This is a genomic window from Clostridium beijerinckii, assembly GCF_008705175.1.
In the GTDB taxonomy this organism is placed as follows: domain Bacteria; phylum Bacillota; class Clostridia; order Clostridiales; family Clostridiaceae; genus Clostridium; species Clostridium beijerinckii.
Genome location: NZ_CP043998.1, coordinates 2,812,917 through 2,829,927, shown reverse-complemented (window position 1 = coordinate 2,829,927; position 17,011 = coordinate 2,812,917). Strand labels below are relative to the sequence as shown.

Annotated in this window: 13 protein-coding genes and 1 pseudogene; 1 reads left to right on the top strand and 13 read right to left on the bottom strand. The window is 30.1% G+C overall.

Translation table 11 applies throughout. The annotated features are described in order from the left end of the window. Positions 1-51 precede the first annotated feature (51 nt). From F3K33_RS26970 to F3K33_RS12755, 10 genes are all read right to left on the bottom strand, one after another. Positions 52-180, bottom strand: coding sequence for a hypothetical protein (locus F3K33_RS26970; protein WP_274596503.1), 129 nt, complete (start codon positions 178-180; stop codon positions 52-54). A gap of 81 nt (positions 181-261) precedes the next feature. Beyond that, positions 262-1,704 (bottom strand): ATP-binding protein, encoded by a 1,443-nt coding sequence (locus F3K33_RS12795; RefSeq protein WP_039772465.1) that lies wholly within the window; start codon positions 1,702-1,704, stop codon positions 262-264. A 537-nt stretch (positions 1,705-2,241) separates the two neighbouring features. Next, a complete protein-coding gene (locus tag F3K33_RS12790; protein ID WP_023974660.1) occupies positions 2,242-3,288 on the bottom strand; it encodes a glycerol-3-phosphate dehydrogenase in 1,047 nt (348 codons plus the stop codon). A 134-nt stretch (positions 3,289-3,422) separates the two neighbouring features. After that, a complete protein-coding gene (locus F3K33_RS12785; RefSeq protein ID WP_023974659.1) occupies positions 3,423-4,238 on the bottom strand; it encodes an HAD-IIA family hydrolase in 816 nt (271 codons plus the stop codon). A gap of 189 nt (positions 4,239-4,427) precedes the next feature. Next, the gene (locus F3K33_RS12780; RefSeq protein WP_244620239.1) at positions 4,428-5,807 is read right to left on the bottom strand and encodes a sn-glycerol-1-phosphate dehydrogenase; all 1,380 of its coding nucleotides are present in this window, start codon (positions 5,805-5,807) and stop codon (positions 4,428-4,430) included. Between the two features lie 226 nt (positions 5,808-6,033). Continuing rightward, entirely contained in the window at positions 6,034-7,308 is a 1,275-nt protein-coding gene (locus F3K33_RS12775) for a PTS galactitol transporter subunit IIC (RefSeq protein WP_012058712.1), read from the bottom strand. A gap of 407 nt (positions 7,309-7,715) precedes the next feature. After that, complete coding sequence (locus tag F3K33_RS12770; protein ID WP_039772463.1) at positions 7,716-8,000, bottom strand: PTS sugar transporter subunit IIB; 285 nt, start codon at positions 7,998-8,000, stop codon at positions 7,716-7,718. Between the two features lie 51 nt (positions 8,001-8,051). Further along, positions 8,052-8,528: a PTS sugar transporter subunit IIA gene (locus F3K33_RS12765; RefSeq protein ID WP_012058710.1), complete on the bottom strand. Its 477-nt coding sequence runs from the start codon at positions 8,526-8,528 to the stop codon at positions 8,052-8,054. Positions 8,529-8,951: 423 nt separating this feature from the next. Beyond that, complete coding sequence (locus F3K33_RS12760; RefSeq protein ID WP_031275762.1) at positions 8,952-11,939, bottom strand: sigma 54-interacting transcriptional regulator; 2,988 nt, start codon at positions 11,937-11,939, stop codon at positions 8,952-8,954. Positions 11,940-12,235: 296 nt separating this feature from the next. After that, on the bottom strand, positions 12,236-12,844 hold the full coding sequence (locus F3K33_RS12755) for a copper homeostasis protein CutC (protein ID WP_023974656.1): 609 nt from the start codon (positions 12,842-12,844) through the stop codon (positions 12,236-12,238). Positions 12,845-13,140: 296 nt separating this feature from the next. Between F3K33_RS12755 and larA the strand changes: the two genes are divergently transcribed. Beyond that, positions 13,141-14,415 (top strand): nickel-dependent lactate racemase, encoded by a 1,275-nt coding sequence (gene larA, locus F3K33_RS12750; protein ID WP_023974655.1) that lies wholly within the window; start codon positions 13,141-13,143, stop codon positions 14,413-14,415. Positions 14,416-14,545: 130 nt separating this feature from the next. Here larA and F3K33_RS12745 read toward each other — a convergent pair whose 3' ends face one another. The 3 genes and pseudogenes from F3K33_RS12745 to F3K33_RS12735 all read right to left on the bottom strand — a co-directional run bounded on the left by F3K33_RS12745 (position 14,546) and on the right by F3K33_RS12735 (position 16,972). Continuing rightward, complete coding sequence (locus F3K33_RS12745; protein ID WP_039772461.1) at positions 14,546-15,613, bottom strand: galactose ABC transporter substrate-binding protein; 1,068 nt, start codon at positions 15,611-15,613, stop codon at positions 14,546-14,548. A gap of 257 nt (positions 15,614-15,870) precedes the next feature. Next, positions 15,871-16,208: pseudogene (locus F3K33_RS12740) on the bottom strand (class I SAM-dependent methyltransferase); the annotation flags it as partial. A gap of 2 nt (positions 16,209-16,210) precedes the next feature. Next, a complete protein-coding gene (locus F3K33_RS12735; RefSeq protein WP_039772459.1) occupies positions 16,211-16,972 on the bottom strand; it encodes an EFR1 family ferrodoxin in 762 nt (253 codons plus the stop codon). Between the last annotated feature and the right edge of the window lie 39 nt (positions 16,973-17,011).

The window sequence follows — 17,011 nt, the reverse complement described above, 5'->3', positions numbered from 1 at the left end:
AGTTTTGCAACAGCCCCTTTTTTCATTCTACAAACTTATAGTTGCCATTTATTACATTTCAGTTCTAGGAATTCCTCTTACAGGTTTATGTCTTTTCCTATTTTTTGCTGGCATAGATGTATTTGTGGTATTTGACGGATCATTTTCATTATTATTTGTAATAAATTTATAGTTTGTCATTTTTTCTCACCTCATTTTTTAGTTTATACCTTTTCTAATTTTTATATTCATGATCAAAAATGAAATACTATCTAGATATTATTAGAAATATATATCAGAAAATTCAACATTAATAGCATTTATTAACCTGTTATCATATCTTTGTGATATTTTACTTTCTTCATTAACTATCTCCTCTTTAATAGGTAAAGTTATAGTAAACTTACTTCCACATCCGACTTTACTCTCAACTTCTATTTCTCCTTCTAATATAATTACTAACATCTTTACAAGAGCTAATCCAATACCACTACCTTCTGCTAACCTCGAAAGATTATTTTCAACTTGTCCAAATCTATGGAATATTACCTTATGTTTCTCTTTTGGTATGCCAACCCCCGTATCAGTTACAGATATATCTACTGTTTTATCATTGCTATTTTCTTTAAGCTCAACAGTTATTGAGCCTCCTTCAGGTGTAAATTTTATAGCGTTTGATAATAAATTTAAGATTATACGTTCGTATTTTTCATCATCTATTGAAATATTTTTATTATTAACATTAGTTTTAAAATAAAGGTTAATTCTCTTTTGATCCGCATAAACTTTTATTGATTCTGTAATTAATCTTGTTAAAAACACAATATCCAAATATTTCAAATTTAATTTAAACTGATCCGATTTTAATTTTGTAATATCTAACAAATTATTCACAAGTCTCAATTGTCTAAATGTATTGCGTTTTATGCTTCCAATAAGTTTATTCACTGATTCAGGAATTTCACTAATATACACATGTTCAATCAATTGTATAGCTGAATAAATAACATTTATTGGCGTTTTAAATTCATGGGTGATTAAAGTTATAAATTCATCCTTCATTGCTAAATCTTTTTCAAGAAACTCTCTTTGTCTCTTTTCTGATTCATATAATAATTCTTTTTGTTCGGTTATCTTTAGATTTTGCTTTCTTAGCAATAGTTCACGCTCTATTGCATCAACTACAGTAGTTAATGTCATTAAAAAAAATGGATTATGAAGTATAATCGCAGTCATAATACATATACTTCCTAATAAATTACCATCATCTGAATAATGAAATGGAACTCCATAACATGCACTGTCTTGAAAGCATTTATGATAGTGATTGCTTCCTATTAGTTGTATTGGATGGTTTTGCTTAAGTGTTAAACTAACTACATTTGTACCCATTTCCTCTTCTCGAAATTGTATACCCGGCTTAACTCCAAATTTAGACATTGTTTCCCTAATAGATTTATCTCCAAGAACATCTAGCAAATATCCATCTTCATCTGTAATTGTTATCAATACAGGCGTGCCTTCTAATAATTTTATCATCTTATTACTAAAAAATTTGACAACTTCTAGAATTTCGTCATAGGCATCTCTTTTTTGTCCTAATTCCAATTCAGACATAATATTCTTAGGCATTTTAGGATTATTTGAGTCCAACCCTAACTCAAGACATTTCTTTTTTGATTCTATAATATAACTTGCTTCTTGATCGCATTCGCGTTGAAACATATATTGCTACCCCCTGAAAAAGAAAATCAGTAACTCAATATATACTCATTAAAATAAGATTCCTAACTACTTTACTAATTAAAAAAACTTTATGTATTAATAATATTAAATATGTATTAGTGTTATTAACATAGAAACTTATCTTAAATTAAATGGAATTTTGATTTTAACGAAATAAAATTTTATGAGTTACTATGAAATATAGTAAACAAAAAGAAATTAATATACATACATGTATATTAATTCACTTTTTTACACAATTTTCTTATGTAATTATAACACTAACTCTCTTTAACTGGAATAACAATTTTATAAAAATAGGAAAATGGTCAACTTATCCTTTAAAGATTATATCATATATTGTTGAAGAAGCTTATAAAAAGTACAGCACTAAATTTAAATCTAATACTGTACTCAAAATATGATATCAATAATATTTACTACATACTCATTTTCTAATCATGGTAATTTAACTTTAAAATTTTAATTAAAGTTATTAAACTTTACATTCCAAATTTTCAGCTAGTTAATGATAAATTATAATATTTTTTCAGACTCGAATGCTTTCCATGGAATATTAACCTTGCCATCTGAATTTATAATTTCATCAATATGAGTTATCATTGGAAAATCACTAAGTTTAACTACTCCTCTTTCTGCTAGACAACGCACGTATTTTGCAGCACGGGTAGCAATAACTACTGATTCTAATGTAACTCCTTTTAATTGTTCCATAGCTTCCTCAAATGAAAATCCTTGGCCTAATAAGGTTCCTATTCTACGAGTACGTCCACCAAATACAGTTACATATAAGTCGCCGCCAAAATATATAATGTTTTCTTCTCCTCCACCGACTATTTCAAGAATACGTTTGGCTTCCTTTATGCTTTGTCCAAAAAGTGCAGCCTGAGAATTATAATGCTCTTTTCCGGAACCATCAGCTCCAATGGCTAACCCAATAGCTAGCGATACGCCTAAAGCATAAGCATTCTTTAGAGCTACTGCACATTCAACACCTACAATATCTGTAGATAAGCTAATATGGTAGTATGATGTTTCAAATAAACTCTTAAACTTTCTAAGTAAATTTATGTCATCTCCGCAAAATACAACTTCAGAATTATCTTTATCTGCAAGTTCATAACTAGTACATGGGCCGCCAACGGCGCTAATAGATAGTTTTTTATTAGAAGGAAGTTTACTTAAAAAGTATTGAGGATAATTTATCATTTTGCCATCCTCTTCGGTAATCATTCCTTTTGTTATTGAAAGAATAGGAATCTCTTCAGGTATAATAGGTAATATATTGTCTGCAAACCAGTCGACACCAAAGCTGCTGACTCCGCAAATAATAAGCTCTGCTCCATCTATTGCTTCATTTACATCTTCAATTTGATAGTATTCAATTCCTGTTTCAGGTAATTGACGTTTTAATGTCGAATGAAAACCTGTAGCCTTTGCTGTATTTATGATTTCTCTATCTAACGGTGTACCCACAAGTCTTATCTTATTATTATTTTCTGTTGCTGGAAAAGTTAGTGCAGATGCCATTTGACCTGCTCCAATAATTGTTATAATGCTCATAATATTGCCTCCTAATTTTGAATATTAACTTCTTTTTAATTTTTCAAAACTCATAGAATACAATTACTTTCCATGAATTTTCAATGCTTTTTTACATACAATGACTAGATAAAATTCTTCTAATCATCAAGGTCTTAAATAAAGCTTTCATAAAACTGCATCAGCTCTTCACCAATATATTTAATTGATGAAAATACATAATCTGCAGTTATGTCAGATTCTCTATACATAGCTTCTGATGTCTCACCACTTAATACAAGAATGCTAGTTATTCCTGCATTCACTCCAGTTTTAATGTCAGTGTAAAGTCTATCTCCTACAATTGCCACTTCTTCTTTTTTAAGCCCATACTTTTCAATAATAGCTTCTACTATATATCCATATGGCTTCCCTATAACCACAGGAGAAATACCTGTGGATGATTCAAACATTCTTATCATAGAGCCAGTATCGGGCATATATTTGCTATTTTCAATTGGGCAATTGAAATCTGGATGAGTAGCTATAAATGGTACTCCATCTCTTATATAATCACAAGCTGTCCATATTTTTTCATAAGTTAGTGTAGTGTCAAACCCAAGAACTACATAATCCGGTTTGTCATTTTTGTCCTTAACTAGTATAAAGCCAGCCTTTCCAAATTCTGCCATAAGCGGTTCTGTACCCATGAGATATATCTTGTTACCTATGCAGTTTTTCTTCATATACCATATGGTTGCTTCACCAGATGTGTAAATCTGTTCTTCATCAACATAACAGCCAAGTGCTGAAAGTTTTTGCTTATAAGTTGATTTATTTTTCGAAGAGTTATTTGTTAAGAATATAAATTTCTTTTGTTGACTTTTTAAAATGTCTAGAAAGTCTAGAGCTCCATCAATAATTGTATTTCCAAGATAGAAAGTCCCGTCCATATCTAATAAAAAACATTTAATATCTTTTAACTCATTCATTTTTACCTCCATATTAAAACACATAATTATCTTATATGTTGTTGGATTTAGGAACATGAAAGAAAATAACAAGTCCAAAATGCCATGATTATTTTTCATCAGGCAAGGAAGTAGATTTGTCTCATAGCAAGTCTATTAGGTAATCTGCTGAAGAAGCATGATGGAAAATAGGCTTGGCAGATGAATTTGTTATTTTTTTGATTGTGCCTTATATAATTTATCGGCAATTAAATTAGCAATTTTTTCTGTCAATCCAAGATCATCAATTAAATGCACAACGCCATATCTTGTTCTTATGTCCTTTGCAGCAATAAAAGTCTTAATAAATAAATTCTTATCTATTCCAAGCTCTTCAGGATGCCATACACATCCACCGTCATGTAGTATCTTCTTTACTTTCTCAGAACTTGGAACTATAGTATGTCCAATATCAAGAATTTCTTTCCAGTTTGCTGCTATCTTTTCTGCATTTTCTTGTCTCTTATCAGGATCCAATTCAATTGCATCCTTTTTATAGTTAATTACATTAACTGCCACTTTACCAAATACGCTTTCAATATTTTGTCTCCATTTATTCATATCGTAGTATCTGAAGCTTTTCTTAGCCATAACACTTTCTATATCTATATCCTTTAATGCTTCAAATAACATAGCCATTACAACTGTACCTACTCCAACAAAGTTTCCATGTACCCATTTTTCTTCACTATTTCTTGTATGAAACATTATTTCCCAGCCATGAGCAATATGATGCTCCGAACCTGATGCAGGTCTTGAAGAACCTGACATTCCTATAGTTATTCCCGACAATACTAGCGCATCTGTTATATTTTTTACTACTTCATTATTCCTTTCTGGAATCCTTGGTGCAGCAGCAACACACTTATTTACTGTAGATTGAACCATATCTGCAATAGTCTTACAATAATACTCCCCTGTTAAGAGGTTTGTAATTGACCAGTCTGCAAGAGCAGTATATTTACCTAATACGTCCCCAAGTCCTGAACAAAGTAAATACATTGGAGCATTCTTCATAATGTCAATATCCGCGTATATTCCATAAGCATAGGCTGCTTTATGAGATTCTTTGAATCCATCTGTAATTAAAGGCGATACTACAGATGCATATCCATCCATGGATGGTGCAGTACATACTATGGCATAAGGTACATGTGCTCTGTAAGCAACATACCTGCAGATATCATTTATAACGCCTGAGCCTACACCAAGTATAAGTTCTGTATCATCTTCTATTTCTATTAAAACTCTTCCAAGAGCATATACATCAGGCAATAAGTGTTCCTGTGGAAACACATATTTCTTTAATAAAAAATCATTATTTAATGTTTCTTCAACTCTTTTTCCTGCTATATCATATGTGTGGACATCCTGTATAATTAATATTTTTTTATTCCTAAACTCTTTTAGGAATTCTGGAAGCCGTTCTATTATATTGCTTCCTATTTTTACAGAATTAATTTCTACACTGTGCCTTTTTCCACATTCACACTTAAAATCCATTCCAATAAGTTCTTCTACTTTTAAATTTGTTACTTCCACTATAACCATCATCCTTTCCTTGTAAATATCCAATGGCATTAAAGAGTACTAATAAGCACTCTTTAACAAATTAGGTTATTTAATCTTATCTGATGTCTAGCCACTGTAACACTCCCATCTTCTATTAAAGTGAGAGATAACAGTGGCACGACCCTAGATAACTTCAACTAACCTTCAGTGGGAGGTTTACCCTCAAGGGGTACCTAGAAAACTCCCTCTGAAGCTAAGTTTCACTTTATAGACTTCCTGTGAATAATTGGAATATCTTAATTACTATCCAGTTTAAGAAATTTCCTCCCATATCTAAACTTGAAATAGTTGATGTTCCTGCCGGCATTGTAAATTGAGCCATTTGAGCCATTTGAGTATGGAATCCCGAAATATTTGTTGCCATTAGTAATCCTAATGCCATAACAATTGTACCTGATATAACTGAGTGAACTATATTACCTTTTGCTGCACCAACTATAAAGGCAACATAAAAACATATTGTAGCTAAATCTCCAAAAGGTAGAACTTGATTTCCAGGTAATATTACTGCTAAGAATAATGTAATAGGAACTAATACAAGTGCTGTTGCAATAACTGCTGGATGTCCAACAGCTACTGCTGCATCCAAACCAATTGTAAGATTTCTATCTTTCCCAAAATTTTTCTTTTGCAAGAATTCTCTAACTGATTCTGAAACAGGAATTAAACCTTCCATAAGTATTCTAACCATTCTAGGCATTAAGAACATGACACCAGCCATTGAAATACCTATCTGCAAGATTTTATCTACACCATAGCCAGCAAGAATTCCAAGTACAATACCAAGAATAAGTCCCATCATCATAGGTTCTCCAAAAACGCCGAATCTTTTTTGAATAGTTTCTGGGTCTGCTTTTAAATTTTTTATGCCTGGAATTCTTTTTACTACACTAACAATAGGAATTCCTATAAGACCACAAGCTGCAGTTGAACCGGTTGGCAATGATACTCCCTCAAGTCCAAAGAATTCTTGAACCATTGGAGCTGTTTTATCTGCAATTTTAATAACAGCAACTTCGTATAAAATACCAGCCAAAATAGCAAGTAACCAGTTACCATTAGTTAATACGTATACACTTGCACCAGCTGCAGTAAAGTGCCAATAATTCCATATATCAATATCAACTACATTTGTTGTCTTTGTAGCTAACATTACTAAATTTACTAGCATAGCTATTGGAATCATTATTGCTGCTATAGGAGATGCCCAGCTTATTGCTGCTGCTGCTGGCCAGCCTACATCTATTATGCTTAGCTGTAATCCATATCTAGTAACCATTTGTTGTGCTGCGCCACCAAGATTTGTTGTAAGCAATCCAACAACCAAATTTATACCAACAAAGCCGATACCAATTGTAATACCTGATCTAAATGCTTTTTTAAATCCTTGTCCAAATATAATACCAATGATAGTAATTGTTAATGGCAGCATAACAGTTGGTCCTAAGTTCAAAATGTATTGCACTACATTTAATAACATTTTCTTTCCCCCTATATTATCAAATTTTATTTACTTTTATAAATTTTCAATTAAGTGTTCATATTATAAATTTATATATACGATTTAGTTTTTGAAGAACAAAATCGCAGGCGACTGTGGAGCCGGAGATTTTTTTACGCATCTGCCTTTTCGAACGCATGTGAGAAAAATCTGGCAGGCGAATATATTTTCTTTTTTATTCTCTTTTAAAAGTCAACCTTCTGAATTAACCTTTCTTATAGGTTATCCACAGATTGTCCATTGATATAATTTACTAGAGAATAAAAAATACTATTAATTAAGATGTGTTGTCCTGAGCTTCAAATACATAATTTTATGTGCTATAATAATTAGTAGTCCAATTAAATTTTTTATATAGGTCCACCTTTAAAGTGGCCTATCTTTTTTTATTTCAAAGCATCTATAATTCCTTGGTCGACTTTTCCTGGATTAATGTTAGTTAGATAGTTCATAGCATTAATTACAGGGAATTTATAATTTCGTGATGAAATTGTAGTTGTTACTAAAATATCTGCTTGATCTTCATAACCTGCCACCTCTGAAATCTTGCATTGTATAATTCTCGCATTAATCCCATTAGTTTTAATCAAGTCTTCCACCTTTTTACATACAACTGTTGAAGTTGCAATTCCTGTACCACAAGCTACTAATATTAATTTTTGTTTGTCCATTTTTTTGCCTCCTTAAAATAAAATCATATAATTTAAATAATTGCTCATTACTTATTCGCAATTACAATTAAAGCTTGAAACGATATCATACACCTCGTCGCTATTTTTTGCTTGAAGCATATTTTCGAGAATGCTTTCATTCTGGATCAAAAACATTAATTGCTGTAACATTACTATCTGACTATGAGGTTCATTTAAAGCCATAGTAAATACTATATTAACATCTACACTTCCATTTCCATCCATGCTATTAAATTTCACTGGATTTTTTAGTGTTGCAATGGCTATTGCTGGTTTCTTAACATGTATGGCATCTGTATGGGGTATTGCAACATTGTATTTTCCAAGTAATAAACCTGTAGGAAATTTACTTTCTCTATTTACTAACCCATTAAAAAAGGAATCTTCTACAAATCCTGCTTCTAATAATATTGGAGACATCTTCTTAAAGACATCCTCTGCTGATCTAGCTTCAAGATTATTTACTACTAAATCTCTTCTTAAAAATTCTTTAATACTTCTAGTCATTTAACTTCCTCCTTTTTTGTAAGTATTTTATACGTTTTCATCCATGATTACATCTTCATAATATTTACAAAGCAATTATCATGCCAAAACTATGTTGAAAAGGTAATAATATATATTTTAAAACCCAACTTTAAATTTAGCTTCAAGGTTATTTAACGCTAAATTTCTTCTCAAGAGTTTCTAAATGCTTCAAGTCATTAAACTACCTCCTTTTTTGTATAAAATTTCTTTAATATTTCTAGTAGTCATACTTCTTCTTCACTTGATGTTGTTTTTTTATACTTTTTTATATTTGATTACATCTTCACAATATTTCTAAAGCAATCGCCGTGCCAAAACTATGCTGAAAAGGTAATATATATTTAAAAATATAAAGTTACAAGATAAAATTTTCACTTTTTACCTTGTAACTTAAAATAGTTATTAGATTTTTAATAATATGTCTGAAATCTCTTTCGGAGAATTTGATTTTCTTAATTTATTAGCTACTTCTGTCTTTGATAAGGTATCAAATAATTGTCTAACCACTTTTCCATCATTTTCTTTAAGTGCTAACATAATCACAACGTCTACCATACAATTATAATCCCATAAAATAGGATTATTAAGTTTGAAAATAGCTATAGATGATTTTTCAACGAATTCTGATAGGCCATGAGGTATTCCAAATGTTCCTTCAAACAAGGTTCCTCCAAGCATTTCTCGCTTATACACACTCATTGTAAAATTCTCACTAACTCTTCCTTTTGATATAAGAAGACTACACATCTCATCTATTAAATCACTTTTGGTAAAACTATCATTATTAACTTTTATTAATTCCTCATCAATTACATTTATTAAAGGATTAAACTGCTTCTTATTTATTCCAAGGAATTCTTTTAATCTTAATTTACCTGATTCTTTTAAAATATCCTGAAAAGATATAAATGGAATACTTTCTAATTCAGGATCTATAGTTCCGACTATTGCAGCTATATCATGATCTCTACTAATTTTAATTATTTCATTTTGAGCATTATCTTTATTTATAATTCCAACTGATATAATTCTTAAGTTCTTATTTGTATTTCCTAGTACTACATCTTCAAGATACTTTTTTATTTTTAACGCGGTCCCTTCACCTGTTATACATATTGTAATTATAGTTTTAGTATATTTATTCGCCCCTTTAACTTTCCCAACGTAAGCCTTGTCTCCATCAAGAGCTTTAGAAATTTCGTATAAGTTACTATTCTCCATTAATGATCTTCTAACTGCTTCTAATACCATTACAGTATCTACCCTACCAATAACTCGAGTTGGAATTCCTGTTTCTTTTGTTATTATTTCCCCAAATGTAACCAGTGATCCCATATCAACCAATATCAAGCATCCTTTACCTTCATTAACTCTTTTAACCACCTCTATAGCTCTTTCAAGTAAAGTTTGAGGATTTTCATCTAGTGACATTTCAATTCCAACTGCAAGATTTGTACCTAATAGTTTATTTGCTACATCGACCATACCACAAGCAACATGTCCATGGCTTAATACAATAACAGCCACTCTACTTACATTTTTATCCACCTCGGAAAACGTTTTTAGGTACACGGCAATAAAGCCTATTTCGTCTTCTGGAAGTTCAATATCTAAGCTATTATTTATTTCTTTAGTTAATATTTTTGCAATTCTGTATTCATTGTAATATTCCTTCTTTATATAATCTGATTCAGGATTCCTTACTATTCTTCCCTGTTTTAGTCGTTCATAAGTTGAATTCAAATGCATTGCTACACAATAATAAAAATTTTCCTGGATATTTTCCATATATTGTTTTGCAATATCAGTTACTTTTTCAACCACATTTAATATTTTTTCATCTATTATATTTTTTAGTTCTTCCTTTGGAAAAAACATATTTGATTCTATATTTTTTGCAAACTTACTTAAATTGAATTCCACCTTGCTCCACAATATTTTATTAATTTCATCTTTACTTAACCCCTGCTTTTCAAGTTTATAATACTTTTCCTCTATATTACTATATATTCCATCGGGTAACATATATCTATCATCTTTGGATTTCTGTGTCACAACATCATTAGGATTAACAACCAAATCTTCATTAAAAATATCTTCCGACACTAGTTCTCTATCCTTAACACTTAATATTTCTAGAGGAACATGCTTAGGCAAATCTTTTATATCAATAGCAACTTCATTTGAATTATTACTTAAGGAATTACAAAAACCTCTTGCACATGCAACTTGTATATCACTTCGCAGCTGTCCTATGTTCCCTGGACAATTATATAATAGTAACGATCTGATGACTTCATATCGTATGGTAATTTCCTTTCCGACTCTAGCTGATTCTTGTGAAAAAAAACTTTTAATCAAAACATATTTTTCATTAACGGGCCTGTTGTTAATAGACGGAAGTTCAATTATCATTGGAATTCTTCTTCTGAATGTTAGCAGCAAGGATGATTTTGGATCTTCTGTTGTTGCTGCAATTATCATTACATTTGCTGTCCTACTATTTTCAGTTTCACCAAGCCTTCTATACTTTCCTTTATCCAACAGATAAAACAATATTTCCTGACCTTCGCTTGGTAATCTATGGACTTCATCTAAGAATAGTATCCCATTGTTTGCTTTCTCCACTAGTCCAACTTTATCCGTGATGGCGCCAGTAAAAGCACCTTTACTGTAACCAAACAATTGAGAAAGAAGTAATTGTGGATTATCTACATAATCAGCACAGTTAAAAAGTACAAATGGTGCATTCTTATCAAAATGCGAAGAACTAATAGCAAAATTATACATAGCCTCTGCAAAAAAACTTTTTCCAACACCAGAAGCTCCAAGCAAAAGAGTATGGAGCCCATGAGGTGGATATAACACTGCTGCTTCTGCTTGACTAATTGCATTTTTTAACGAGCCGTGATATCCTATAATATTTCTTAAATAATTAGTGTTACTTTTATCGCCCTTATTTGAATTATCTATATTGGAGCTATTATTAATTTCAGTCCCATCTTTATCAACTACTGATTTAACTGTTATAAAATTTTTCGGTTGATTTTTATTTAAATTTGATTTTTCAGCAGCATTCTGCGGAAAAACTTCTGAAATTATACTTTTTTTAATCTGCGATACTGAATATCTAGAAATATCATATCCAAGAATAGATAGTCTTTTGCATAACTGCCTATCTGAAATATCTTTATCTTCAATAATTATTTCCTTTATATCACTATATAGAATTGCTTCTTTTCTTTGGCGAGAATTATTTATATTTTTTTCTGTTCTAAATTGAGTTATATATTCTCTAGTCGTATTTACTAATTTAGCAATATCACTGTCGGTTAATGGCTTTCTTTTATCCTCATTTTCAATTAAATCTAGTATTTTATTTTCCAGCAAAATTCTCCCCCCAGTATTAGTGTAATTATATATGTTACAAAAATAATTCTTCATCATAATTCTAAAAATATTTCAAGAATTTTAGCCATAATTGTGAATTGTGCATTGCAACATATATATTATTTAAAACTCTATGAATAATCGTTAGTAACAATTATATTATAAATCATTTTACTACTTTTTCCATATATTTAGGTTCACTTATTTTGCCATAATACATTAAATTTACAAAAATATTCCGACTTAAATGCAGTATTGTTAAAAAAGCTCTGCTTTTTGTATAGTTATTTATAATACTAAACTACTCTAGTACCATGTATTTCAACTGCACCTGTATATTCCAAGAGAAAATCTCTATTTTCCTTATTAACGCCTTTTCCTGGCATTATTGAAATTCTACCGTCTGCATATTTAACTAAATCTTTTAAACACTCTTTTCCAGCCATAGCGTTTTCACATCCGCCCTTAGTAAGTATTCTATCTATTCCTAATTTAATTATTTCATCTACGGCTATCTTTTTATCCTCAACTTCGTCAAATGCCATATGAAAAGTTATTGTCATAGGCTTTGCCAAATTAACTAACTCCTCTATTATTTCTTTATCTACCTTAGAATCTTTTACAGAACCAATTACCACCCCTTGAACTCCAAGTTCTTTGCACATCTTCACATCGTATTTCATTATTTCTAGTTCTTCTTTTGTGTAAGTGAAATTTCCACCGCGTGGCCTTATAATAACCATAACTGGTATATCTATATCCTCAACAATTTTTCTTATTGTTCCGTAACTTGGAGTTGTTCCTCCCTCCATCAAATTATCACAAAGTTCTAGTCTATTAGCTCCTCTTTCGGCAGCTAAAATCGCCTCATTATAATTCCCCACACATGCTTCAAATATTTTCATAACTTGCCTCCTATTTTCTTACTCGAGTTTTTTATAAACTTATAAATTAATCCCTATGTATAACCATAATTAACTAATAAATTAATTTTTTATTCTACTAATCTATACGTAGAACTTGTCTATATTTTAACATTTCTCGGTCACTCAAATAAATACATATATAAATTCCTAAAAAAATATTTATAATAAATTTTTATCTAACTTATGAAAACATTTAAATTGGCCTTACCAATTATAGAAATGTATGTTATAATTTGAGTGTAAATACAATTATTTTTATTTAGGGAGGTTATTTTATGGCTTCGATCGAGATTCCATACTCAACAAAATCTTTAAAAATAAACATTGATGATAAAAATCTAAAGGGCATTTTAGTTTCCAAGGCAAATACCTATAAAGCTGATATTTCACAAAATGATATAGTGAATAAGGCTCTTGATAATTGCATAGGTAGTAAATCTTTAGAGGAATTAGTAATTGGTAAAAATAATATGGTTATTATAACTAGTGATCATACACGACCTGTTCCTAGTAAAATTACCATGCCAATTTTATTACAAAGAATAAGAAACGTTAATCCCAATATAAACATAAAAATTCTTATAGCCACAGGCTTTCATAGACCAACAACTAGAGAAGAAATGATAAATAAATTCGGACAAACCATCGTTGATAACGAGGAGATTATAAACCATATTTCAACAGATGAAAATAGTTTAATAAATGTGGGAACATTACCTTCTGGTGGTGAGTTATTCCTAAACAAATTAGCGATGGAAACCGAGCTCCTAATAGCAGAAGGTTTTATAGAACCACATTTTTTTGCTGGATTTTCTGGTGGAAGAAAAAGCATATTACCTGGAATAGCTTCAGCAAAAACCATAATGGCAAATCACTGTTCTGAATTTATTAACAGCAATCATGCAAGGACTGGAATTATAAAAGATAATCCTATACACAAAGATATGCTCTATGCTGCTGAAAAAGCAAATCTTGCATTTATACTAAATGTAGTTATAGATGAAGATAAGAATATTATAAATGCTTTTGCTGGTGATAGTAAACTTGCTCACGAAGAAGGTTGCAAATTTGTTATGGAACTTTCCAGTGTAAAAAGTATACAAGCTGACATTGCAATTTCAAGCAATGGTGGATATCCACTAGATCAAAATATATACCAAGCTGTAAAGGGTATGACAGCTGCAGAAGCTACATGCAGGAAAGATGGAGTAATTATTATGATAGCCGCTTGTAACGATGGACATGGTGGTCAATCTTTTTATGAAACTATAGCAAATTCAAAATCTCCTGAAGAACTTCTTGAACAAATATTAAAAGTTCCTAGAAATGAAACAATTCCTGATCAATGGGAGATTCAAATTTTAACACGAATTCTATGTAATTACACTGTAATCGTTGTTACAGATATGTGTGATCCGAATATGATTAAGAGCATGCATATGAAACATGCTTATACTTTTGACGAAGCATTAAACATTGCATATGACATAAAAGGTAAAGATGCTGATGTTGTAGTTATTCCAAATGGTGTAGGTGTGGTTGTCAAATAATAATCAATAACTTATAACAATATTAAAAAGCTGGTATTTTTTAAACAAAAGTACCAGCTTTTAAAATATTACTTCGAAGCATTTTTGCTAACAATCTCAGATATAAATATCATAAAAAAAGTTTTACTATTTATGATTCACTAATGTTACGTATATATGTATCATATGGAAATGGTATTATGATTTCTCCGTCAACAACTTTGTAATCGGTATTTTCTGTTGGGCTTAAATTTTTAATTAAATTCATTCCAACTTTATATAAAACTTCAGCTTCAATCATTGGATCTTGAATAACAGTTCCAGTCATGATTCCTTTATCAATTAAATCTTTTGCTTCTTGTAAGCCATCAATTCCAGCAACGGCTATATTTTTTGACTTATTATCCTTGTTATAACCATATTTTTGCAATGCCTCAATAGCTCCTATTGCCATAGCATCATTGTTTGAAATTATTGCTTCAATTCTCCCATTATATTTAAGGAACAAATTATCAATGGAACTTTTAGCTAGATCCTTAGACCAATTAGCATTTACTCTGGCAAGTTCTTGTGTCTTTATTCCAGAATCATTAAGTGTTGATATTGCATATTTACTTCTATCAATGGGCTGTGGGTCATCAGATGGACCTTGCAACAAAACATACTGTAATATATTATCACCATTTACATCTAAACTACTTTTATTTTTATTCCAAAAATCAGCAATGATTTTACCTTGAGCAATGCCAGCTTTTTTCGAATCAGGAGTTACAAAAACAACTTTCTCATATAATTTAGAAGCTCTTGATGCTACTTCAGGTATAATATTCATTAGTATTAAAGGCTTATTCTTTTGCTTAATCTTGTTAATGGCACCTTCTACAACATTTTCTCTTCTGTCTGGTAAATATAATATAAATAAATCATATTTTGTTTGTAAAGCAGCATCTAATATTTCATCTTGTATTGCTATATTGTTCTTCGGATTTAAAAAAGTAAATTTCACTCTATTTTGATTCTCATTTTCTATATTTTTTAAGCTTTCAATAACTTTCATAGTAAATGGATCATCAGTTACGAAAAATATTACTGCTATATTAGACACTCTACTAGTGTTAAGATCCAAACTTGCTATTGTTTTAACTTGAGTTATAGATATCAATAAAAAAATAGTTAAAGTTAGCAATATTATCGCAATTCTTTTATTTAATATTTTCATTATAATGCCTCCCATTAGATATAAATACTCAAAATTATATATCTACTCTTGATTAGGTTGCATATAAATATAAAATTTATTCAAAATTAGTCATTTAGAAATAAAAGGATTCTAAAAATATTGCAAAAATTTTAGCCGTAATTGTGACTTGTGAAATGTGCATTGTGAATTTCAATATATATATAGCCATATCCTATAATGAATGATGCTAACAAAAGAATTCATTAATAAAATATGGCCAAAACTTTTAGATAATATTATTTATACATATACTCTCTAGTCCAATGTAAATTATTATTTACTCCTTTGCCAAATAGAAATTGGTGTATATGAACATTTCCACTATTAAAAGATGCTGCACAGGCATTTAAATATAATCTCCACATTCTTATAAATGTTTCATCCTTAGTCTTTCTTATTTCAGGCAAAGCATTTTCAAAATTACTTGCCCAATGTTCTAGTTTTTTTCATAATGAAATCTAAGATTTTCTACATCACTTACATTGAAATGTTTATCTGAAATTGAGCAGATCAATTCTGAAACAGATAGAACATATCCATCTGAAAAAATATACTTATCTATCCATAAACTAGATTTTAAAAGAGATCCTTGGTTTTAACAAATATATTTTTATATCTTTCTTTATTTATTGAATCTTTCTTAAACTCAATTGCTGTCTGCGGACATAAGTGGATGCACGCCAGACATTGCTCACATCGATGTTCCCATGAAGGTTTTGCTTCTATAATTTCTATATTTTCAGCTGGACATACATTAGAACAAATTCCGCAGCCTATACATTTCTCGCTAACCCAGAAATTTTCATCAATGTTATTTGGGTTAAAATCTTCATACATCTTTTCTTCTTTATATCTGTTTTTTATGACAGGGATATTATTTTCATAATTATTATTAATCATTCTTGCAATATTAATTGTTATCCTTGATTGATTATTCATTCGATTAATGAAATCTTCTTTAGGATGAGGATAATACATAAACCACATATTTCCAGGCATCTCAACACTAAAATTTGCAGAAAGTGATTTTCCTTTACTTCTTAACAGGATATCAATTTGCTCAAAGGTTAATGCAGCATAACTCCCAAAATTAGCTACTGCAAAAAAGTATTTGCCTAAATTAACATCTAAATTTTTTATAAAATTTGCAACCATTTTAGGAAGCCCTCTATAGTAAACAGGAAAAACAAATCCTATTCTTTCAGAAGTCACTTCATTTATATTCATATTACGTTTGCATATGCGTATCAATCGACAATTGGTGATATTTTCACATAAATCTTTAGCTATCTTCTGTGAATTTCCTGTACCAGTAAAATAATAAATAGTTGTCTCCATTTAAAATCTCCTTAATAAATATTCTATAACTTGAATTTT